Annotated in this window: 13 protein-coding genes; 5 read left to right on the top strand and 8 right to left on the bottom strand. The window is 68.8% G+C overall.

Annotated elements, in window-relative coordinates; translation table 11 throughout:
* Nucleotides 1-34 precede the first annotated feature (34 nt).
* The 7 genes from EV216_RS02015 to EV216_RS01985 all read right to left on the bottom strand — a co-directional run bounded on the left by EV216_RS02015 (nucleotide 35) and on the right by EV216_RS01985 (nucleotide 7,699).
* Nucleotides 35-2,422: a glycogen/starch/alpha-glucan phosphorylase gene (locus EV216_RS02015; protein ID WP_424511162.1), complete on the bottom strand. Its 2,388-nt coding sequence runs from the start codon at nucleotides 2,420-2,422 to the stop codon at nucleotides 35-37.
* Between the two features lie 146 nt (nucleotides 2,423-2,568).
* On the bottom strand, nucleotides 2,569-2,991 hold the full coding sequence (arfB, locus tag EV216_RS02010; RefSeq protein WP_132693381.1) for an alternative ribosome rescue aminoacyl-tRNA hydrolase ArfB: 423 nt from the start codon (nucleotides 2,989-2,991) through the stop codon (nucleotides 2,569-2,571).
* A 253-nt stretch (nucleotides 2,992-3,244) separates the two neighbouring features.
* Nucleotides 3,245-3,865: a queuosine precursor transporter gene (locus EV216_RS02005; RefSeq protein WP_132693380.1), complete on the bottom strand. Its 621-nt coding sequence runs from the start codon at nucleotides 3,863-3,865 to the stop codon at nucleotides 3,245-3,247.
* A 67-nt stretch (nucleotides 3,866-3,932) separates the two neighbouring features.
* The gene (locus tag EV216_RS02000) at nucleotides 3,933-4,886 is read right to left on the bottom strand and encodes an esterase-like activity of phytase family protein (protein ID WP_132693379.1); all 954 of its coding nucleotides are present in this window, start codon (nucleotides 4,884-4,886) and stop codon (nucleotides 3,933-3,935) included.
* Complete coding sequence (gene mepA / locus EV216_RS01995; RefSeq protein ID WP_132693378.1) at nucleotides 4,859-5,752, bottom strand: penicillin-insensitive murein endopeptidase; 894 nt, start codon at nucleotides 5,750-5,752, stop codon at nucleotides 4,859-4,861. Before mepA ends, EV216_RS02000 begins: the two co-directional genes overlap by 28 nt.
* Entirely contained in the window at nucleotides 5,737-7,089 is a 1,353-nt protein-coding gene (locus EV216_RS01990; RefSeq protein ID WP_132693377.1) for an MFS transporter, read from the bottom strand. The genes mepA and EV216_RS01990 overlap by 16 nt, the downstream gene beginning before the upstream one ends.
* Before the next feature lie 76 nt (nucleotides 7,090-7,165).
* Nucleotides 7,166-7,699, bottom strand: coding sequence for an acyl-CoA thioesterase (locus EV216_RS01985; protein WP_132693376.1), 534 nt, complete (start codon nucleotides 7,697-7,699; stop codon nucleotides 7,166-7,168).
* A gap of 138 nt (nucleotides 7,700-7,837) precedes the next feature.
* On the opposite strand from EV216_RS01985, the gene EV216_RS01980 reads away from it, so the two are divergent.
* The 3 genes from EV216_RS01980 (at nucleotide 7,838) to yaaA (ending at nucleotide 11,100) form a co-directional block, all read left to right on the top strand.
* A complete protein-coding gene (locus EV216_RS01980) occupies nucleotides 7,838-8,128 on the top strand; it encodes a YggT family protein (protein ID WP_132693433.1) in 291 nt (96 codons plus the stop codon).
* A gap of 91 nt (nucleotides 8,129-8,219) precedes the next feature.
* Nucleotides 8,220-10,265 carry a DNA helicase RecQ gene (recQ, locus tag EV216_RS01975; RefSeq protein ID WP_132693375.1) on the top strand — a complete coding sequence of 682 codons (2,046 nt, stop codon included), beginning with the start codon at nucleotides 8,220-8,222 and terminating at the stop codon, nucleotides 10,263-10,265.
* Between the two features lie 58 nt (nucleotides 10,266-10,323).
* The gene (gene yaaA, locus EV216_RS01970) at nucleotides 10,324-11,100 is read left to right on the top strand and encodes a peroxide stress protein YaaA (RefSeq protein ID WP_132693374.1); all 777 of its coding nucleotides are present in this window, start codon (nucleotides 10,324-10,326) and stop codon (nucleotides 11,098-11,100) included.
* Nucleotides 11,101-11,112: 12 nt separating this feature from the next.
* Here yaaA and EV216_RS01965 read toward each other — a convergent pair whose 3' ends face one another.
* On the bottom strand, nucleotides 11,113-13,683 hold the full coding sequence (locus tag EV216_RS01965; RefSeq protein ID WP_132693373.1) for a hybrid sensor histidine kinase/response regulator: 2,571 nt from the start codon (nucleotides 13,681-13,683) through the stop codon (nucleotides 11,113-11,115).
* 141 nt (nucleotides 13,684-13,824) lie between these two features.
* On the opposite strand from EV216_RS01965, the gene EV216_RS01960 reads away from it, so the two are divergent.
* Both EV216_RS01960 and pbpC read left to right on the top strand, forming a co-directional pair.
* Nucleotides 13,825-19,263 carry an alpha-2-macroglobulin family protein gene (locus EV216_RS01960; RefSeq protein WP_132693372.1) on the top strand — a complete coding sequence of 1,813 codons (5,439 nt, stop codon included), beginning with the start codon at nucleotides 13,825-13,827 and terminating at the stop codon, nucleotides 19,261-19,263.
* Entirely contained in the window at nucleotides 19,260-21,284 is a 2,025-nt protein-coding gene (gene pbpC / locus EV216_RS01955; RefSeq protein ID WP_132693371.1) for a penicillin-binding protein 1C, read from the top strand. The genes EV216_RS01960 and pbpC overlap by 4 nt, the downstream gene beginning before the upstream one ends.
* Nucleotides 21,285-21,290 lie beyond the last annotated feature (6 nt).

The raw sequence follows: 21,290 nt of genomic DNA, 5'->3' as shown, positions 1-21,290 counted from the left end.
CTATGCCGCGCGCGGCGCGTTGCAAAGCATCCCGTCACGCCGGGTCAACCGGAACCGCCCTCCAGATATCGGCCATGTAGCCCCGGATCGTCCGGTCGGACGAGAACCAGCCGGTGCGTGCGGTGTTGCGCGCGGCCATGGGCCACCAGACCGCAGGGTCGGCAAAAGCCGCATCGACGCGGCGCTGGGCGTCCCAGTAGGCGGTGAAATCCGAGCAGACGAGGAAGTAGTCATGCCCCGTCAGGTTGCCGACGAAACCGCGATACCGGTGCCGGTCGCGCGGCGAAAAGACGCCCTGAGACACCGCCTTGAGCGCGCCGCCCAGCCGCTTGTCGGCCGTGATCGCCTGCCGGGCATGATCGGGCACGGCGCGGCGGGCAACGACCTCGTCGGTGGTCATGCCGAACAGGAAGAAATTCTTCTCACCCACCCGGTCGCGGATTTCCACGTTGGCACCGTCCAGCGTGCCGATGGTCGGCGCCCCGTTCAGCGCGAATTTCATGTTGCCGGTGCCCGACGCCTCCTTGCCCGCGGTCGAGATCTGTTCGGACAGGTCCGAGGCCGGGATCAGCCGCTCGGCAAGGCTGACATTGTAGTTCGGCAGGAACACGACCTTGAGGAACCGGTTGGTCTCGGGGTCGGCATTGACCACCGCGGCGACATCGTTGATCAGCCGGATGATCTCCTTGGCGAAGACATAGCCGGGCGCGGCCTTGCCGGCAAAGATCTTGACCCGCGGCACCCAGTTCCCGTTCGGGTTCGCCTTGATCTCCTGCCAGAGCGCAATGGTTTCCAGGATGTTCAGATGCTGGCGCTTGTATTCGTGGATGCGCTTTATCTGCACATCGAACAGCGCCTCGGGATCGATCTGCACACCGTGCTCGGCCGCCATCCAGCCCGCCAGATCCGCCTTGTTCGCCCGCTTGGCCCCAGCATAGGCGTCAAGGAAAGCCGCATCGTCAAGCTGCGGTTCAAGCTCGCAGAGCCGTTCCAGATCGCAGACCCAGCCCTCGCCGATGGTGTCGGTGATCAACCGGCTCAGCCGCGGATTGGCCGAGAACAGCCAGCGGCGCGGGGTGACGCCGTTGGTCTGGTTCACGATCCGGTCGGGATGCAGGCGGTGCAGTTCCTCGAAAACCGTCTGCTTCATCAGGCCGGTATGCAGCGCCGAGACACCATTGACCTTGTGTGCCATGACGAAGGCCAACTCGCCCATCCGCACCTCGCCCTCCTGCACCAGCGCAACCTTGCGGTCCGGGTTCTCGGCGGCATGCGCCGCGTCGATCCGTTCGATCAATTGCATGTGGCGCGGCAAAAGGCGGGTCATCAGATCCTCGGACCAGCGTTCCAGCGCCTCGGGCAACAGCGTGTGGTTGGTATAGGACAGACAGCCGCGCGCAGTCTCGATCGCCTGATCCAGCGCCATCCCGCGCTCGTCATGCAAAAGCCGCACCAGTTCCGGCCCGGCAATCGCGGGATGCGTGTCGTTCAACTGGATCGCCGCCTTTTTCGGCAGATCGGCCAGCGCACCGCCCTCGGCCTCGAACCGGCGCAGGATGTCCCGAAGGCTGGCGGCGGTGAAGAAATATTCCTGCTTCAGCCGCAATTCCTTGCCCCGCTCGGTCGTGTCGTCGGGATAAAGGACGCGGCTGATCGTGCGCGCCAGCGCCTCGGGTTCGGCCGCGGCGGCATAATCGCCCCGGTTGAACCGGTCGAGATCAAAGCCATGCAGGGGCTCGGCCGACCAAAGCCGCAGCGCATTGGCCCATTTCCCCTGCCAGCCGATCATCGGCGTGTCATAGGCCTGCGCCATCACCGCCTCGGCGCCATGCCAGACCGGCCTGCCCCCCTCCTCGACCACCTCGCCGCCAAAGCACAGCCGCAGCCGCACATCGCGGCGCCGGAATTCCCACGCATGGACCTGCGTCAGCCAGTCCTCAGGCTCCTCGACCTGCCGCCCCTCGACAAAGCTCTGACGGAACAGCCCATGCTCGTAGCGGATGCCATAGCCGAAGGCCGGAACGCCCAGCGTGGCCAGCGATTCCATGAAACACGCCGCCAGCCGCCCCAGACCGCCATTGCCCAGCGCGGCATCGGGCTCGTCCGCGATCACCTCGTCGGCGGACAGCCCAAGCGAGGCAAGCGCCGCGCGCACCTCGTCCTCGAGCCGCAGATTGATGATCGCGTCTTCCAGCAGGCGGCCGATCAGGAATTCCATCGACAGGTAATAGACCCGCTTCGCCCCTGCCCTTCGTTCCGCCCGCGCAGAGGTATGCCAAGCATCCACCAGCCGATCGCGAACCGCCAGCGAAAGCGCGATGCGCCAGTCGCTGAGCGTGGCGTTCTGCGGATCCATGCCCAGCGAATAAATCAGATGCTTGGGGATGCCGTGACGGAAACCGGAATCGGTCATTGAGCACATCCAGGAAGTTGGGGGGCGAAACACTCAGTCGCGAAGATAAGGGCGTGGAATCGCGTCGGCTTCAAGGGCACATGACCACGGAAACCGCATCTGCGGCATGCGGTGGCATTCGGGACGCGAACCCGCTCAACTTATCGGCAAAGTCCCTAACTGTCCGGGATGATCCGACCGCGAAGAGCCTTGACCTCGCCACGTTCCTTCTTGGTCTTCACGCGCCGACGCTTCGCCCCCAGGCTGGGCCGTGTCGGCAACCGGCGTTTCGGAGGGTCCAATGCCTTGCGGATCAGATCGGCCAGCCGCTCGCGGGCAATCTCGCGGTTGCGCGCCTGGCTGCGGGTCTCTTCCACCCGGATCAGCACAGCACCCTCCAGCGTCCAGCGCCGCCCGGCCAGCCGCTTCAGCCGCGCCTTGACCGGATCGGGCAGGTTCGGCGAACGTGCCGCCTCGAAGCGCAGATCGACCGCGGTCGAGACCTTGTTCACGTTCTGCCCGCCCGGCCCGGAGGAACGGGAAAAGACCTCGGTCAGTTCCCAATCCTCGATCTCGATCTCGTCGGTGATGCGCAGCATGCGGCAAGAGTGGGGCAGATCCCCGGAATTGGAAAGGGCCGCCCTTGCAGGCGGCCCCGAGAGTCAAGGAGATGGGCCGGTTAGAGCGACAGGCCCAACCGGAAGCGTCCGGCCTTCGGGGCTGCCCTCAGGCCACGGCCCTCCCGACTGTTCCAACACCTCTCTCCAATCTCACTCTAGACACTGGACCACCTCCTTTCTGCTGTTGCCGTCGAGACCAGCCTGCCACAGATTTGGTGTATGTCCAGTTAATTCACGCAACCTGTGCCGTCAGCCGCCCAACAATAAGGCGGAACGGGACCAATGCGATCAAGGCGAGGGCAAGTTTGACAGCCCAATCCGCCACCGCAAGCGACATCCAGAGCGGAACGACTGGCCCAAGCCCCAGCAGCGGCAGCGCCTCGTTCGCCCAGCCGACATCGTTCGCGGGCTCGATCACGCTCAGCCAGGCCGAGAAGGCGATTGTGAAGAACAGCGCCGTGTCCACGGTCGAGCCGATCAGCGTCGAGGCCAGCGGCGCACGCCACCAGCGCCCCTCGCGCAGCCGGTCGAACACCGCCACGTCCAGAAGTTGCGCGGTCAGGAAGGCCAGCCCCGAGCCCAGCGCGATGCGCAGCGTCACCAGCGGGCCGAACTCGCCGGTGATCTGGGTGCCGACAAACGAACAGGCCACCCCCACGACGAATCCCGTGAACACCACGCGCCGCGCCGCCGCCACCCCGTAGACGCGGTTCATCACATCGGTGACAAGGAAAGCCAGCGGATAGGTGAACGCACCCCAGGTCAGCCATTGGCCGAACAGGAATTGCACGAGGATGTTCGAGGCCACCACGATGGCGGCCATGGCAAGGATGCCGGGAAGCAGGCGGGTCATTGGCATGTGTTCCGTTTTGGCAAGGTCGCGGAGACTTGGCCCGCCGGTCTGCGGCGGACGCGGTTTCCTAGCCCTCTTCCGGCGCGCTGACAATCCGGTATTCGACGATCTCGTTGCGCTGCAGGGCAAGGCCGTTGTCGTCGGTCACCATCGTCAGCCGGATCGCACCCGCGTCGTCCTGCCAGACCGAGATCCCCTCGAGATTGCCGTGCAGCCCGACCGGGGTTTCCAGCAACACCGTCTCGTCGCGCGGTCCGTCCGGTCCGAACTCGAAACGGCGTACCCGGCTGCGGAATCCGATGGGCGGCACGAAGTCCCGTTCTAGGAGATAGAACAACCCATCGGGTCCGAAATCGGCACCGACCGGTTTGAACCGTCCCCGCACAGGCAGGCTGAAGGCCCGGGACCATTGGCTTCTGACGTAGTGACCGGCCCGGCTGCCATCTGCCCTGATCCGCGTTGGCGGCAGCGGAAAGCGATAGACCGGCACGCCCTCCACATCGACAAGCTCCTCTGGCAGGGCATAAAGCGCACCGTCAGGCCCCAGCGCCAGCGCCTCGATCCCGGCATTCGGCCGCAACTGGTCGACATCCGGCAAGTCGGGCATCCAGGCCGCGGACCCCTTGATGTCGCGCCAGACCCGGACCCTGTGATAGACCTCGAACGAGACGAAGATCCGCCCGTCGGGTGCGACCGCCAGCCCCTCGGCGTCGCGCTCGTGGTTCCGCGTGCGATGGCCCTGCATATTCAGCATGTGAATCCGGGTCCGATCCGGATCGAATGCCACCGGTCGGCCGTCCTCGCGGGCGATGCGGCCGGTCAGGAACCAGCCTCGGTCCGAGATTGCGATGAACCGCTCGCCGTCCGGCGAAAGGTCGATCCCCGACAGACCGTGAAACTCGGCAGCCTTGGGGATGGGAAGGGTTGCCAAATGCAACGCCTGATCCGCCGCCGCCTGCGCCGCAATGCCCAGCGCGAGCAGCAGCGCCAGGCTCAGTTCGCGGCCAGAACGTTTCGGCACTGGGCGGGCAGGTCGGCCAAGGTGAATTCCCGCGGATGCCGCTCTTTCGGCGCGGGGGGCGGTTTCGTGCCGGGGCGCACCTTGGGCGGGTCGAGATACTCTGTCACCCACCATGTCAGCGTCTCGTCGCACCCGTTCCCGCCCCTGGACAGGTCCGCGACCGTGGGGCGCTGGGCTTCGCAATGCCGATCCCCCGCGGGACATTTCAGGCGGACATGGAAATGGGTGTCATGCCCGTATAGCGGCCGGATCTTCTGGAGCCATGGGGTATCGGCCCGGGTGGCGGTCTTGCACAGCTCGATCTTGACGGGGGGCGTCACGAAGATGCGGTCCACCGCCGGATCCATCGCCGCGGCCCGCAGGATCGCGGCATGTGCGCGGGTATAGTTGCCGCTGACCCTGCGCTGATCCTGGCTGCGCACCGAGATCGAGGATATCTTCTCGCGCTCGGCCCGGCTCAGGTTCAGTCGCTGGGGCGGCAGCATCCAGATGTCGATATCCAGCCCGATCTGGTGCGAGGAATGGCCCGATGTCATCGGCCCCCCGCGCGGCTGGCTGATATCGCCGATATAGAGCCCGGGCCAGCCATGGCGCGTGACCTCGGCGCTGAACCGGCGGACAAAGGCGATGGCGTCGGGATGGCCCCAGTTGCGGTTGCGCGACAGCCGCATCGCCTGCCATGTGGGCCCGGTCTCGGGCAGTTCGACCAGCCCGGCCGCACAGCCCCGCGCATAGCTGCCGATCGCGGCGGGCTGCTGCGCCGAAGGGCGCGCCTTTGCGCCGAACAGCGCGCTTGCAGTGGGCTCGGCTGCGGCCGGGGCTGCCAGACCCAGCCCCAGGATCAGCCCGGTCAGGATGCGTGCCATCTGTCCTCCCGTTCGCCATCTGCCCGCACGAAGACTAGCAGACCAAGGCCGATCAGGAAAAGCACAACCAGGGGTGTAATGCCCGCCTGCTGGCTTCCGGTCAGATCCGTCGTGATCCCGATGGCCAGCGGCGCGACAAAGGCCGTCGCCTTGCCCGCCAGCGCGTAAAGGCCGAAGGACTCGGTCATGCGGGCCGGATTCGCCTGAAGAACCATCATCGTGCGGCTGGCCGTCTGCAAGGCCCCGCCCGCGGCCCCGATGATCGCCCCCAGAACATAGAAGGCGATGTCGGGCAGGTTCGAGCCGGGCGGCACGGCAATGCCGAAGACGCTCTCGCGCGAGATCAGAATCACCCCGATCGCGACCAGCGTCAGCAGGATCACGTTGAAACCGATCACGGGTTTCGGGCCGAAGCGTTGATCGGCAACGCCCGCCACCCACGAAAACACCGCCGCCGAGATCACGGCCAGGATGCCGAAGATCCCGACATCGACCACCGACCAGCCCAGCACACCCGCCGCATAGATGCCGCCAAAGACATAGATGCCGTTCAGCGCGTCGCGATAGAACATAGACGAACCCAGATAGGCCAGAAGGCTGGGCGTGCGTGGCAGGTGCATCAGCGTCCTGCGCAACTCGGGCAGGCAGCTGGCCAGCGATTCGCGCAGCGTGGCCACAGGCGGCGTGCGCGGCACCCGGACCCACAGGAAGAACGGCACCATGAACAGGGCATACCACAGCGCCACGAACGGCCCGACAAAGCGCGTGCCCTCGCGCGTCTCGGGATCAAGCCCCAGGATGGGCGCCTGCCCCAGCAGCGTCCTGCCCTCGGCATTCTCGGCGAACAGCGCCAGCATCGCGACCAGCGCAAGCAGCCCGCCGACATAGCCGAACGCCCAGCCGGTGCCCGAGATGCGGCCAAGCTGCTTGCGCGGCCCCAGATCGGGCAGCAACGCGTTGGTGAAGATCGTCGCGAACTCCATCCCCACCAGGCCAAGACCGAACAGGAACAGGATCAGGGGCAGGCTGAACGTTTCGGGATGGGCCAACCACAGCCCCCCCGCGCCCAGGACATAACAGGCCGAGAACAGCACGATCCATGCCATCCGGTGCCCGCTCTTGTCGGCGACCGCGCCCAGGATCGGGGCCAGCACCGCGATCACGATGCCCGCCGCGCCGACGCCATAGCCCCAGGCCGCCTGTGCCGCGCTGCCGTCGCCCAGCAATTCCTTGACATAGGGCGCAAAGATGAAGGTCAGCAGCAGCGTCGCATAGGGCTGCGACGCCCAGTCGAAGAACCACCAGCCCCAGATCCGCCGCCTTGCCGCGCCATCCATCCTGCCTGCCCCCGTCCTGCGGTTTTGCCCATATGACAGGGGAATTTACGCTGGTGCAACTCTGCTGTGGGTTGCCTCAGTCCGCCATCGGCGGCCAGGGGCGGTGCGCCTCGGCGGTGATCCACTCGGCCACCCAGCCCGGCAGCGGCGGCGAGGCGGTCGCCCGCCCCATCGCCTCCATCACGCGCGCGGGCGCCACGATGCCGTTCGCATCCGTCACGGCCGAGCGGTAAAGCGCGTGATTGCAACACTCCTCGCCGCGCCACATGCCCTGTTCGATATAGATGAACCGCGCATCCCAGCCGACGCAGCGGCTGCGGATCTGGAAGCGGTCGAAGATCCGGACGCGCCGCCGGTAGCGCACCGTCACCCCCGCCATGGTCAGCCCCCAGCCCTGTTCCCGCAGCGCCCCGATCAGCCCCACCCGTTTCGCCAGCGGCAGCCGCCCCAGATCCAGCAGCGTCAGCGTGCGCCCGTTGTTCAACTCCATCCACAGGTCCAGATCCCAGGGCCAGCACATGTGATGCGAGACATGGGTGCCCGTCAGCGGCAGCGGCGCGGCGTTGCGGTGGACGTGGAATTCCTTGGCAAGACGCAGGAAAGGATACATCGGCAGGCTCCGGTCGGGCGGGGGTTGCCTCGCGCGGCGGGCGCCGGGCGTCAAGGGAAAACGCGGCGTCATGGCGGTTGCGCCGGGCGCCCGCCCGGATTACCTGTCGGAAAACCCGATCCGGAAGGCCCTGACATGGTGATGGCGATCTTTGCGTTGTTGAAACTGATCCTGGACGTCGTGTTCTTCATCATGATCGTCCACATCATCCTCAGCTGGCTGATCTCGTTTCAGGTGCTCAACACGCGCCAGCCGGTGGTGATGCAGATCTGGGACGGGCTGTCGCGCCTGCTTGAACCGGTCTATGGCCCGATCCGGCGGATCCTGCCCAATACCGGCGCGCTCGACCTGTCGCCGCTGGTCGTCTTCGTGATCGTGATCGCGCTGCGCGACATCCTTCTGCCCACGCTCGCCTCGGCCTTCTATTAAGGCCGCGCCGCGCCCTTGGGCTTGTCCCGGCCGCCCCGCTATGGGAAGGTCGGGCAAAACCGAGCGGTAATCCGAGCATCCCAAGGGGACAATGGCCTCAGCCCACGACCTTCTGTCGTCCGTGTTCGGATTCGACGCCTTCCGGCCGGGCCAGCAAGAGATCGTGGCCGCCGTCGCGGCGGGGCGGAACACGCTGGCGATCATGCCGACCGGCGGGGGCAAGTCGCTCTGCTTCCAGTTGCCCGCGCTGCTGCGCGAGGGTGTGACGGTCGTCATCTCGCCGCTGATCGCGCTGATGCGCGACCAGGTGCGCGGGCTGGCCGAGGCGGGCGTGGCCGCGGGCGCGCTGACCTCCGGCAATACCGAGGACGAAACCCGCGAGGTCTTCGCCGCGCTGGATGCCGGGGCGCTGAAGCTTCTCTACATGGCGCCCGAGCGGCTGGCCTCGGTCGGCACGGTCAACCTGTTGCGCCGCATCGGCGTCGGCCTGATCGCGGTGGACGAGGCGCATTGCGTCAGCCAGTGGGGCCATGATTTCCGCCCCGACTACCTGCGCATCGGCGAGTTGCGCCGCGCGCTGGGCGTGCCGCTGGCCGCCTTTACCGCGACGGCGGATGCCGAAACCCGCGACGAGATCGTGGCCCGGCTGTTCGACGGGGTCGCGCCGCAAACCTTCCTGCGCGGCTTCGACCGGCCGAACATCCACCTTGCCTTTGCCCCCAAGGACCAGCCGCGCCGCCAGATCCTGGCCTTTGCCGCCGCCCGCCGCGGCCAGTCGGGCATCGTCTATTGCGCGACCCGCGCCAAGACCGAAAGCCTGGCCGCCGCGCTGGCGCAGGCGGGGCATGCCGCCTGCGCCTATCACGGCGGGATGGAGGCCGGGCCGCGCCGGGATGTCGAGGCGCGGTTCCAGACCGAGGACGGGCTGATCGTGGTGGCCACCGTCGCCTTCGGCATGGGTATCGACAAGCCCGATATCCGCTGGGTGGCCCATGCCGACCTGCCGAAATCCATCGAATCCTACTACCAGGAAATCGGCCGCGCGGGCCGCGACGGCGCCCCGGCCGAGACGCTGACGCTGTATGGCGCCGACGACATCCGCCTGCGCCGCACCCAGATCGACGAAAGCCCCGCGCCGCCCGAACGCCGCGCCGCCGATCACGCCCGGCTGAACGCGCTTCTGGGTCTGGCCGAGGCACCGTTCTGCCGCCGCCAGACGCTGCTGCGCTATTTCGGCGAGGCCGCGCTTGAACCCTGCGGCCATTGCGACCTCTGCGACAGCCCGCCCGAGCGGTTCGACGCCACCGAGGCCGTGCGCAAGGCGCTGTCGGCGATGCTGCGCACGGGCGAAAGCTTCGGCACCCAGCACCTGGTCGACATCCTGACAGGGACCGCAACCGACAAGATCCGCACCCGCGGACATGACCGGCTGCCCACCTTCGGCGTGGGGCGCGAGTTCGACCGGCGCGGCTGGCAGGCGGTGTTCCGCCAGATGATGGGCCGCGATCTGGTCCGCCCCGATCCCGACCGCCACGGCGCGCTGCGCATGATGGACGCCGCCCGCCCGATCCTGAAGGGCGAGGCCGCGATCGAGCTGCGCCGCGACACCATCGCCGCCGAGAAGTCGCGCCCCGTGGTCAAGGCGCTGGTCTCCGACGAGGACGCGCCGCTTCTGTCCGCGCTCAAGGCCAAGCGCCGCGCGCTGGCCGAGGCCGCAGGCGTGCCCGCCTATATCATCTTCACCGACCGCACCCTGATCGAGATGGCCGAGAAACGCCCCGAAACGCTGGACGCGATGGCGCGGATCGGCGGCGTGGGAGCAACCAAGCTCGACCGCTACGGCGCGGCATTCCTTGAGGTGATCGCCGGGGCGGCCGAACGGCCCCATCCGGCACGGCTGCGGCTGGCGGGGCGCGAAGCGGGCGAAATCTTCGACCGGCTGATGGAGGTTCAGCGCGATCTGAGCCGCGGCGCGGACGGCACCGGGAAATTCCTGTCCTGCCCCCACACCACGCTGCGCCACATCGCCGAACGCCGCCCCGCCAGCATCGAGGACATGGCCCGCCTGCCCGGCATGGGACCGGCCAAGGCCGACCGCTTCGGCCCCGCCTTCCTTCAGGTGCTGGCCGGGGAGTAAGGCTGGACGGCACGGGCCCGTCTGCTATCTGTGCTGCCGGTTTCGGAAAAGGCTTCTCATGCTCGTCGTCATATCGCCCGCGAAACGGCTGGACCCTGCGCCGGTCGGGGGCATCAACCCCACGGCGCCCGCCTTTCAGGAGGACGCGGTGCATCTGGCCGCTGTTGCATCTGCGCTGAGCCCGGCGGAGCTGACGAAACTGATGCATATCAGCGACAAGCTCGCGCGCCTGAACGCCGACCGTTTCCGCGATTTCGCCGCCGCGCCCGCGCCCGAAGCGGTCAAGCCTGCTGTTCTGCTGTTCGCGGGCGATACCTATGCGGGGTTCGAGGCCGCCTCGCTGGACGCGGACGATCTGCGCTTTGCCCAGGACCGGCTGCGCATCCTGTCGGGGCTTTACGGTCTGTTGCGCCCGCTTGATGCGATCCAGCCGCACCGGCTGGAAATGGGCAGCCGGCTCAGGACCGACAGGGGCGAAACCCTCTATGCCTATTGGGGCCACCGGCTGGCCCGCGCCTTGAACGAGGCCGCGCAGGTGGCGGGCACCGACATTCTGGTGAACTGCGCCAGCCAGGAATATTTCGGCGCGGTCGATCCAGCGGCGCTGCGCCTGCGGGTCATCACGCCCGTCTTCCTCGAGGACCGGCCGGGCGGGCCGAAGATCGTCAGCTTCTTCGCCAAGAAGGCCCGCGGCGCGATGGCCCGCTTCATCGTCGAACGGCGGCTGACCGATCCCGAGGCACTCCTGGAATTCGACACGGGCGGCTATCGCCACATCCCCGATCTGTCCGAACCGTATCGCCCCGTCTTCCTGCGCGGCGGCGCCGAGGACTGACGCGTCGGCCGGTCAGATCGCGCGCAGCCGCGGCAAGGTCTCCGGCTCGTCGCCCGGAACGGAACCGGCGGGATCGAGCGGCGCGCAATCTGCGGGGTGATGCGCCGTGATCGCGGCAAGGATGTCACTCTTGCGCAACGGCTTGGTCAGGCACGCATCGAGCCCGGCGGCCAGGATATCCTCGGCATCGCCCTTAAGCGCATGCGCGGTCAGCGCGACGATGGGCACGGGCAGATCGCCGTTCTCGGCCTCGATCCGGCGGATCCTGCCGGTAGCCTCCTTGCCGTCGCATTCGGGCATGGAGATATCCATGAGGATCAGATCAGGCCGCGACTCGCGAAAGGCGGCCACCGCCTCGTGGCCGTTGGTGGCAAAGCGTATCTCGACATTCAGCCCCGCGACCATCTTGCCCAGCACCAGCCGGTTCGTCCGGTTGTCCTCGGCCGCGAGGACGCGCATCGGGCGGGACACTGGCGCAGGCCTGCGCCCGGCCACGCACTGCACCGAGGGCGCCAGAGTCGAGATCGCCTCGTAAAGCGCCCGGCGCAGCACCGGCTTCTGAAGCACGAGATCGACGCCGGACTCGGCATTCTCGCCGGTTTGGCCCAGGCAGGCCGGGTTCGAGGTCAGCATCAGGATCGGCCCGGCATGGCCCGACTTGCGCAGCGCGCGGGCAAAGGCATAGCCGTCCATTCCTGGCATCCGGTGATCGGTAATGATCAGATCTGCCGCTGCAGCTGCGCCCAGAGCAGATTCTGCCGTTACATGGCAGGTCACGTCCAGACCGAGTTGCGACATCTGCCGCTCCAAGATCGTGCGGTTCACTTCCTGATCGTCCACCACAAGGACATGACGCACCTCGGCCGTTTCTGGCGCGGGCAGCACTTCGTTCGGTTCGGCGACGGGCAGCGGCAGACGGAAACCGAAGCACGAGCCCTCACCCTTTTCCGACTCCAGCCACACCTCCCCGCCCATCATCTCGATCAAGCGCCTTGTGATCGCCAGCCCCAGCCCGGTGCCCTCGAACTTGCGATTCTGCTGGTCCTCGACCTGGTTGAACTCGCCGAATATATGTTCCTGCATGTCCAGGGCGATACCGATACCGGTGTCCTCAACCGTGACATGAACATGCTGAAGGGCGTCCTCCCCCTCCTCGAAGCCGACGACCCGAATGAGGACATGGCCCGCTTCGGTGAACTTGATCGCGTTTCCAACGAGATTGGTCAGCACCTGCCGGATGCGTCCGCGATCGCCGATGAAGCGTGTGGGCAGGAAGATGTCGTAGTCGATCAGGACATCGAGATGCTTGTCGCGCGCGGGAGCCTGCAACAGCATGACGATCTCGTAAATCGTGCGTTCCAGATCGAAGGGCTCGGGATGCAGTTGCAGCTTGTCGGCCTCGATCTTGGAATAGTCCAGCACATCGTTCAGCAGGCTCAGAAGCGCCTCGCCGGATTCCCGGATCGTCTGCGCGTAAAGCCGCTGTTCCTCGGAAAGCTCCGTCTCGCACAACAGTTCCGCCATGCCGACCACGCCGTTCATCGGCGTGCGCAGCTCGTGGCTCATGTTGGCGAGGAAAGCGGACTTGGCGCGGTTGGCGGCCTCGGCGGCGACGCGGGCGCGGTCCAGCGCCTCTTGCTGGCGCTTCTGCTCGGTGATGTCGACGCGCAGCCCGACCAGCCCGCCATCGGGGGTGCGTTCCTCGAGGATGCGCAGCCAGCGGCCATCGTCCAGGCGCTGCTCGATCATGCCTTCGGGGCGCTGGTGGCGATTCATCCGCTCGGTCAGCCAGTCCTCCTCGCGGCCCTGTGCCTCGGGATACTGGCCGTATTCCAGCCCGTAGCGCAGGATGTCCTCGAACCTTGTACCGGGCTCCATGACAGGGGCGCTCTGCGCGTAGAACTCGCGATAGCGGTCGTTGCACATCACCAGCCGATCGTCATGGTCATACAGCACGAAGCCGTCGGGGATCGCCTCGACCGCGGCCCACATGCGCATCATTTCGGTGATGTTCATCGACAGGCACACCATATCCCCCGAGGGCGTGCGCCGGTCCACCAGCTTGATGTAGTCGCCGCTCCACAGCCGGATCACACGGGTCGGCACCGGGTTCTGATGCCAACGCGCCAGGAACTCCTCGATCCAGCCCGGCGGGTCTTGCTCGCCGATATCGACGATCCCTTCCTCGACGCCCAGGCGCACGATCTCGTCATATCGCACGCCGGGCGCCACCGCTTCCAGCCCGTCGAAGACCGACAGATAGGCGCGGTTGGCGATCACCAGCCGGTCCTGGGCATCGAACAGCGCAAAGCCGTCCTTGACGGTTTCCAGCGAATCCCAGAGTCGCTGCTTCACGACATCGGCCTCGAGCGAGACCTCGGCAAGTTCGGTCAGGACCTGGGTGTTCTGGCCGCGCAGATCCTCGGCGGTCTGGCGCGTCTCCGTGATTTCTTCGGAAAGGTGGAGCGCATGCTTGGACAGCCGACGGTTCGCCTCGAACAGCTCGCGGCTTTTCTGGTCGAGCAGGCGTTCGGCGGCAAGGCGCTTGCGCCGCTCGGTCGCCAGTCTCTCGGTCATGTCCATGCGCGGAGTCTCCACGGGGTTTCGCGCAGTCTGGTCGGATCAGGGTGAACAGCCGATTAACGCCCGCGGAGGAATCGTTTCCATACGCGGCAAGCCCGTGCCAGCATCCTGCGGCGATGCGAATTGCAGAAGGAGACCGCGATGCGCCGGTTTGTCGCCCTTTTCTGTCTGATCTTCCTTGCCCTTCCCGCGCTGGCCCAGCCCATGCCCGGCCCGGTTCCCGAAACGCGGCTGGCGATCTCGCGCGATGTGGATTTCCCCGGCGACGATCTGCGCAACCTGTTCGATTCGGATTTCGAGGCCTGCGCGCGGGCCTGCCTGACCGATCCCGCCTGCACGGCGCTGACCTTCAACACCCGCTCGAATGCCTGTTTTCCCAAGGCGGCCGCCAATGCCAGCGTGCCCTATCAGGGGGCCCTGTCGGCCCGCGTGCTGCGCACCGATCCGACGGTTCTGGACGGCGTGGCCGCGCGGGTGGCCGAACTGGATTTCCTGCGGCCCGAGGATCTGTCAGCCGCACGAACCGCGGCCGAGGCCCTGTCGCGGCGCCATCATGTGAATGAACGACCGCTGGAAAACTGGCTTCAGGCCGCCACCGAGGCGCGCGCCGCAGGCCAGATCGCCGAGGCGCTGGGCTTTACCGGCGCGGCGCTGGTGCTGGCCGATACCGGCGCGCTCTGGGCCGAATATGCCAGCCTCACGCTCGCCCAGCCCATCCAGAACGCCGAGGCGCGGCGCAACGCGCAGACCCGCGCGCTGTCGGCCGCGATCAACGCCCATCTGCGCAGCGCCGCCCCAGCGACGCGCGCGCAGGCGCTGGTCGTGATGGCCGAGGCGCTGGAGGCCGTGGACCGCGGGCGCGAAACGGTTCCGGCGCTGCGGCTGGCCCAGGCGCTGGCCCCGCGCGAGGACATCGCCGAACGGCTGGACGCGGCGATCGCGAAGCACGGTTTCCGCGTGGTCGAGACCGATGTGGAAAGCGACGCGCCCAGCCCGCGCATCTGCACCCGCTTTTCCGAACCGCTCGCCCGCGGCGCCGATTTCGCGCCCTTCGTGCAGCTTCCGCAGTCCGGGCTTGCCGTCACGGCCGAGGATGACCGGCTCTGCGTCGCGGGCCTGCGCCATGGCGAAAGCTACCGGCTGACGCTGCGCCCGGGCCTGCCCGCCCAAAGCGGCGAGGTTCTGGCCCGCCCCGTGGAACTGACCCAGTATGTTCGCGACCGCCGCCCTTCGGTCCGCTTCCCCGGCCGCGCCTATGTGCTGCCCCGCACGGGCGAGGCGGCGCTGCCCGTGGTCACCGTGAACACCGACCGGCTGGACTTGCGGCTGCACCGGATGTCCGACCGCAACCTGCTGCGCGCGATCCAGGACGGCTATTTCGGCCGCCCGCTTTCGCCCTGGCAGGAGGATGCGTTCTCGGCCGACATGGCCGAACAGGTCTGGACCGGCACCGGCGAGGTGGGGATGGAGTTGAACCGCGATGTCACCACGCGCCTGCCGCTGGCCGAGGCCATCGCCGGGCTGCCCGCGGGCATCTATGCGCTGCACGCGGCGATCCCGGGGGCCGATCCCTATGACCGTCCGGCCGCCACGCAATGGTTCGTGCTGTCCGATCTGGGGCTGGCCACGATGGCGGGAACGGACGGGCTGCATGTCTTCGTCCGGTCGCTGGCAAGCGCCAAGCCCAAGGCGGGGGTCACGGTGTCGCTGATGTCGCGCGCGAACCGTGTCCTGGGAACGGCGCAGACCGACGCGGCAGGCCATGCGCAATTCCCGGCGGGACTGATGCGCGGGCAGGCCGGGGCGGCGCCCGCGCTGGTGACCGTGCAGGAGGGCGAGGGCGATCTGGCCTTCCTGTCGCTGACCGAGCCCGAATTCGACCTGTCCGACCGCGGCGTAGAGGGGCGCCCGCCCGCGCCGCCCATAGACGTCTTCCTGACGACCGAGCGCGGCGCCTATCGCGCGGGCGAAACCGTGCGCGCCACCGCATTGGCCCGCGACGGGCGGGCCGAGGCGGTCGAGGGGCTGCCGCTGACCGCGATCCTGACCCGGCCCGACGGGGTGGAACACACCCGCGCGCTGTCGTCGGGCGGCGTGGCGGGCGGGCATGTCTTTGCGCTTGGCATCGCGGCGACCGCCCCGCGCGGCACCTGGACGCTGGCAGTTCATGCCGAGCCCGACGCGCCGCCGCTGGCCACGCACAAGCTGCTGGTCGAGGATTTCCTGCCCGAGCGGATCGACTTCGAGCTGTCGCTGGCCGAGGGGCCGCTGCGCCTGTCGGACCGGCCGGTTCTGGGCATCGCGGCGCGCTATCTTTTCGGCGCGGTGGGGGCCGATCTGGCCATCGAGGGCGAGGTGCGGCTGGCGGCGGTGGACAGCCTGCCCGCCCATCCCGGTTTCCGCTTCGGCCGCCATGACAGCCGCATCGCGCCGCAGCTTGCCGTGATCGAGAACGCGCCCCGCACCGATGCCGGGGGCCGCGCCGCCCTGCCGCTGGCCTTTCCCGGGATCGAGGCAGAGGGCAAGCCGCTGGAGGCCGAGATCGTGGTGCGGCTGGCCGAGGGCTCGGCCCGCCCGGTCGAACGCCGCCTGACCCGCGCCCTGGCGCCCGACGCCCCGCTGATCGGCATCAGGCCGCTTTTCGACGGCGTCGTGGGCGAGGGGACAGAGGCCGGGTTCGAGTTGCTCGGCCTCGGCCCGGACGGGGAACCGCAGGAGATGCGCATCGACTGGGCGCTGAACCGGGTCGAGACCCGCTATCAATGGTATCAAATGCATGGCGACTGGGCGTGGGAGCCGGTGACCACCCGCAGCCGCGTCACCAGCGGCGCGGCGGTGCTGGCAGGCGGGCGGCTCTCGCTGGATCTCCCGGTCCAGTGGGGCCGCTACGAACTGGTCGTCACGCGCGCGGACGCCCCCTTTGCCAAAACGTCGGTAGCGTTCGACGCTGGCTGGTATGCCCCCGCCGACACCAGCCGAACCCCCGACATGCTTGAGGTCGCGCTGGACAAACCGGCCTATGCCCCGGGCGAGACCGCGACGCTGAGGATCGTGCCGCGCGCGCCGGGCAAGGGGCTGGTCACGGTCATGTCGAACCGGCTGATCCACATGCAGCCCGTCGATCTGGTCGCGGGCGAAAATACCGTTGCCCTGCCCGTGACGGACGAGTGGGGGGCAGGGGCCTATGTCGCGGCGACGCTGATCCGGCCAATGGACGCCGAGGCAGGCCAGAACCCTGCCCGGGCGCTGGGTCTGGCCCATGCCACGGTCGATCCCGGCCCACGGCGGTTGCGCGCGGGCTTCGAAATGGCAGCCGAGGCCCAGCCCCGCGCGCCGCTGGATGTCGCGCTGAAAGTCGAGGGCATCCAGCCGGGCGAAACCGCCCATGCCACGATTGCCGCCGTCGATCTGGGCATCCTGAACCTGACGGGCTTTGCCAGCCCCGATCCCGATGGCCATTATTTCGGCCAGCGGCGGCTGGGGATGGGCCTGCGCGATGTCTATGGCCGCCTGATCGACGGGATGAGCGGCGAGATGGGCCGCGTCCGCTCGGGAGGTGATGCGGGGGCTGGTCTGCGGATGCAGGCGCCGCCGCCGACCGAGGATCTGGTCGCGCTGTTCGAGGGGCCGGTTCAGGTGGGGCCGGACGGGTATGCCCGCGCCCGCTTCGATCTGCCCGCCTTCAATGGCACCGTGCGGCTGATGGCGGTGGTGTGGTCGAAGACCGGGCTGGGGCAGGCCGAGGCCGATATCCTTGTGCGCGATCCGGTCGTGGTGACCGCCAGCCTGCCGCGCTTCCTCGCCCCCGGCGACCGTAGCCGGTTACTGCTGGAAATCGTGCATGCCACCGGTCCGGCGGGGCGGATGGGGCTGTCGGTGACGGGCTCGGGCGTGGCGCTTGATGCGGCGGCGATCCCGCCGGAGCTTGATCTGGCCGAGGGGGGCAAGGCCACGCTGTCGATCCCCGTGATCGCGGGCGACCCCGGACTTGCCGGGATCGACGTGACGCTGACCACCCCCGATGGTCAGGCACTGACCCGGCGGCTGGCGCTGCCGGTCGAGGTGACCGACCCCGAGCTGCTGCGAAGCTCGCGCTTCACGCTGGCCGATGGCGACCGTTTCACCGCCGATCAGGCGATATTCACCGGCTTTCAGCCCGGCACGGGGCGCGCGACGCTGGCCATCGGCCCCATCGCGCGGCTGGATGCGCCGGGGCTTCTGGCCGCGCTTGACCGCTATCCCTATGGCTGCACGGAACAACTGGCCTCGGCCGCGCTGCCGCTTGTCTATCTGGACGAGATCGCGGTCGCGATGGGGCTGGGGACACGCGACGACCTGCGCGCCCGCGTGGATCAGGCCATCGCCGCGGTGCTGGCCAATCAGGCGCCGAATGGCAGTTTCGGGCTCTGGCGGCCGGACGCGGGGGATTTCTGGCTGGATGCCTATGTCACCGATTTCCTGAGCCGGGCGCGCGCGCAGGGCTTTGCGGTTCCCGCCCATGCCTTCCGCGCGGCGCTGGACAACCTGCGCAACCGCATCGCCTATGCCCCCGATTTCGACGAGGGCGGCGAGGATATCGCCTATGCGCTGATGGTCCTGGCGCGCGAGGGGGCGGCGGCGATGGCGGACCTGCGCTATTACGCCGATGTCAAGGGCCGCGCCTTTGCAACCCCGCTGGCCGCCGGACAACTGGGTGCTGCGCTTGCCGCCTATGGCGATCCGGTGCGGGCCGAGGCGATGTTCACCCATGCCGCGGGCCGGATGGGGGTGCGCATTGGGGCCGAGGAACCACCGCTCTGGCGTGCCGATTACGGCACCGACCTGCGCGATGCCGCCGGGCTTCTTGCGCTGGCGGCAGAGGCGGGCAGCGCGGCGGTCAACCGCACAATGCTGGCCGATTACGTCGCCGTGCCGGGCCGGGCACGCTCGACCCAGGAGGCGGTCTGGACGCTTCTGGCCGCGCATGCGCTGATCGACCGGCCGGGGGCGGCGGGCTTCACCCTGAACGGCACGCCGCTTGACGGGCCGCTGGTGCGGCTCTTGCGCGACGGCGATGCCCCGGCGGTGATCGGAAACGGCAGCGGCGCGGATGAGGTCCTGACGCTGACCGCGTTCGGCGTGCCGGACACGCCCGAGCCCGCGGGCGGCAACGGATTCGCCATCACCCGCCGCCACTACATGCTTGATGGCGCGCCCGCGACGCTGGATGCGGTGCCCGCCGGAACCCGGCTGGTCACGGTGATCGAGGTCACGCCCTTCACCCCGACCGAGGCGCGGCTGATGGTGGCCGACCCGCTGCCCGCAGGCTTCGAGATCGACAACCCGAACCTGATCCGCGCGGGCGATATCCGGGCGCTCGACTGGCTGGACGTGACCGAAGACGCCGCCCATACCGAGGCGCGGCAGGACCGGTTCCTGGCCGCGGTCGATCTGCGATCGGAGGCCCCGATCCGGCTGGCCTATATCCTGCGCGCGACCGCGCCGGGCAGCTATCGCCACCCCGCCGCCAGCGTCGAGGACATGTATCGCCCCGACCGCCGCGCCTGGACCGATACGGGCCGCGCCTCGGTCAGCGAATGAGGCGGCTGCCGCTGGTCCTTGTCGCGGCGCTGTTCATCGGCGCGGCGGCGCGGGATGCGGCGGATCGCTGGATCGCGGCAACTGATCTGCCGGTGGTGGTGGCCGAAAGCTCGGCCGAAGTGCTGGACCGCAACGGGACGCTTCTGCGTGCCTATACCGTGGCCGATGGGCGCTGGCGGCTGGCGACCAGCCTCGATGCCGTTGACCCGGGCTATCTGGCCATGTTGATCGCGCGCGAGGATCGGCGTTTCTACAGCCATCCGGGCATCGATCCGCTGGCGCTGGCGCGCGCGGCGGGGCAGGCGCTGCGCCATGGCCGCGTCGTCTCGGGCGGCTCGACGCTGACGATGCAGGTCGCGCGGCTGCTGGAAGACAGCGGCACCGGGCATTGGGGCGGCAAGCTGCGCCAGATGCGGGTGGCGCTTGCGCTGGAACGGCGGCTGGGCAAGGACGAGATCCTGACGCTTTACCTGAACCGCGCGCCCTTCGGTGGCAATCTCGAAGGGCTGCGCGCGGGCAGCCTGGCCTGGTTCGGCAAGCCGCCGCGGCGGCTGACACCGGCCGAGGCCGCGCTGCTGGTCGCGCTGCCCCAGGCGCCCGAGGCCCGCCGCCCCGACCGCAATCCTGCCGCCGCGCGCGCCGGGCGCGACCGGGTGCTGGCGCGGATGGCACAGGCGGGCCTGCTGGGGGCCGGGGATCTGGCCGCCGCCATCCGCGCCCCGGTGCCCGAGGCCCGCCACCCCTTCCCCGCACTGGCCCCGCATCTTGCCGACCGTGCCCGCGCCGCCGAGCCGGGCGCGGCGCTGCACCAACTGACGCTGGAGGCCGGGTTGCAGGCGCGGCTGGAGCCGCTGTTACGCCAGACGGTCGCCCCGCTTGGCCCCGATGTCTCGGCTGCGCTGATCGTCGCCGACCACCGCACGGGCGAGATCCTGGCCCATCTCGGCAGCCCCGATTTCACCGACAGCGCGCGGGCGGGCTATGTCGACATGACCATCGCGCCCCGCTCGCCCGGCTCGACGCTGAAACCGCTGGTCTATGGCCTTGCCTTCGCCGAGGGGCAGGCCCATCCCGAAACGCTGATCGAGGATCGCCCGACGGCCTTCGGCAGCTACCGCCCGTCCAATTTCGACGGCACCTTCCGCGGCACGATCACGGCGCGCGCGGCGCTGCAATCCTCGCGCAACATCCCCGTCGTGGCGCTGGTCGAGGCGCTGGGGCCTGCACGGCTGGTCGCCGGGCTGGAACGCGCCGGGATCAAGCCCGCGATTCCCGGCGGGGTGCCGGGTCTTGCCGTGGCGCTGGGCGGGCTGGGCGTGACACTCGAAGACCTTGCCCGTCTCTATGCGGGGATCGCGAATGGCGGGCGCGCGGTCAGGCTGCACTGGCAGACCACAGACGCACAGACCAACCCCGGCCCCGCCATCCTGCCGCCCGAAGCCGCCTGGCAGGTGGCCGACATCCTGCGCGGCACGGCTGCGCCGCCTGCCGCAGCCCAGGGGCGGATCGCCTTCAAGACCGGCACCTCCTATGGCCACCGCGATGCCTGGGCGGTGGGCTTCGACGGCGCGCATGTGATCGCGGTCTGGATCGGCCGCCCGGACGGGACGTCGGTGCCGGGGGCCTTTGGTGCCGACAGCGCGGCACCGCTGCTGTTCGAGGCCTTCGCGCGGCTGAAACCCGCCCCCCTTCCGCTGCCCCCCCCGCCGCCCGGCACGCTGATCGCGGCCACTGCCGACCTGCCCCAGCCACTGCGCCGCTTTGCGTCCGCGCAAGCCACCGGGCCGCGGCTGGCCTTTCCGCCGGATGGCGCCACGCTGGCGCCGGGGCTCGGCCTGCTGCCGGTGCGGCTGGACGGCGGCACGCCACCCTTCACCCTGCTTCTGGACGGTGCCCCGGTCGCGACCGGATTGCGGGTGCGGGAAACGCATCTGCCTGCCCCCGGCCCAGGCTTTTCAACCCTGTCGGTGATCGACGCCACCGGTCAGGGCGCACGCGCCGACATCCGTCTGGCGCCCTGAGCCGCG

Source organism: Rhodovulum steppense (genome assembly GCF_004339675.1).
GTDB classification, from domain to species: Bacteria; Pseudomonadota; Alphaproteobacteria; order Rhodobacterales; family Rhodobacteraceae; genus Rhodovulum; species Rhodovulum steppense.
The sequence above is the reverse complement of the archived record's forward strand: the minus strand, read 5'-3'. Positions and strand labels throughout refer to the sequence as shown.